This is a genomic window from Vibrio sp. 704 (assembly GCF_033339295.1).
On record NZ_JAWOUH010000501.1, the window covers coordinates 1 to 671 of the forward strand.

A 671-nucleotide genomic window follows, 5' to 3' on the forward strand; every position below is an offset into this window, starting at 1 on the left:
GCACGGATCTTTGCTTCTAGCTGATTCACAAGATCATTGTTATCGAAACGCTCTTTTTGACGTTTTCCGTCTTCATAGAACGCACTCTTCTTGTTGCTACCCGCAAGACCCAAATGGGAAACCTCAGCTTCACCAGGACCATTTACCACACAGCCAATAATAGACACATCCATTGGTGTGATTATGTCTTCTAAACGCTGCTCAAGCGCATTTACGGTACCAATAACATCGAATTCTTGGCGTGAACAACTTGGGCAAGCAATAAAGTTGATGCCACGAGAGCGAATACGCAAAGATTTCAGAATATCGAAACCGACTTTGATTTCTTCGACTGGATCAGCAGCTAAAGAGATACGTAACGTATCACCAATACCTTCCGATAAAAGCATGCCCAAGCCAACTGCTGACTTCACAGCACCTGCGCGCGCACCACCAGCTTCAGTAATACCTAAGTGAAGTGGCTGGTCGATTTTCTTCGCTAGCAAGCGGTAAGAATCAACCGCAAGGAATACATCCGATGCTTTAACGCTGACTTTGAACTGATCAAAGTTAAGACGATCGAGATGATCAACATGACGCATCGCTGATTCAACTAGGGCTTCAGGCGTTGGTTCACCGTATTTCATCTGCAGATCTTTTTCCAAAGAGCCGCCATTAACGCCAATACGGAT

At 45.2% G+C, this 671-nt stretch carries 1 protein-coding gene; it reads right to left on the reverse strand.

The features are described from left to right. A partial coding sequence (locus R7R24_RS27370) for a flavodoxin-dependent (E)-4-hydroxy-3-methylbut-2-enyl-diphosphate synthase (protein ID WP_318120220.1) occupies positions 1 to 671 on the reverse strand: 671 nt, incomplete at both ends.